We start from the raw sequence: 551 nt of genomic DNA, 5'->3' as shown, positions 1-551 counted from the left end.
GCATCTTTTAAGTCTTTCATCGCAACCTCTCGGGCGCGAGATAAATCTCGAATAGCTTCATCTTCTGGCTCAGGTACATAAATAGGGGTTAAGTCTTCAGATTTAAGTAATTTGGCCAGTTTAAGGGCATCACGCTTGTCGGTTTTTACACGCTCTCCAGGTTTTTTAGGAATAAGCGAAGGGGCAACCACGTAACAACAATGTCCCAAAGAAGTAATTAAGCGGTAAATCCAGTAACCACAGGGGCCAGCTTCATAAACGAAATGCAAAGTTGCATTAGGGTATTTAGATTCGAATTGCCTGATAAGTTTTTTAATAGCGACTTTAGCAGAAGAAATGCGACCGAAATGAATGGGTTGAGCGCCGCGATTGTCTTCAATATAGGCAACTTCAATGAATTCTTTATGAGTATCTAAGCCAATGAAAAGTATGTTATGTTTAGTCATGCTAGCCTCTGCTATTTAGTTATTTGACAAACTAATTATGGCTCTGGCTTTAAGCTAACCCACGAAAATGCGGAGGCTAGCACCGTGTGGGAGTCATTATGTCTA

Annotated in this window: 1 protein-coding gene; it reads right to left on the bottom strand. The window is 40.8% G+C overall.

Features of this window, described 5'->3' with window-relative positions; genetic code table 11:
- The coding region (locus tag C1E24_RS20720; RefSeq protein ID WP_138484798.1) for an IS110 family transposase at positions 1 to 446 on the bottom strand (446 nt) is incomplete at its 3' end.
- Positions 447 to 551: the final 105 nt, after the last annotated feature.

Origin of the sequence: Pseudoalteromonas phenolica, from assembly GCF_005876835.1 — a bacterium.
GTDB lineage: Bacteria > Pseudomonadota > Gammaproteobacteria > Enterobacterales > Alteromonadaceae > Pseudoalteromonas > Pseudoalteromonas phenolica_B.
Note: the sequence above shows the minus strand (reverse complement) of the source record. Positions and strands in the feature narration are given on the sequence as shown.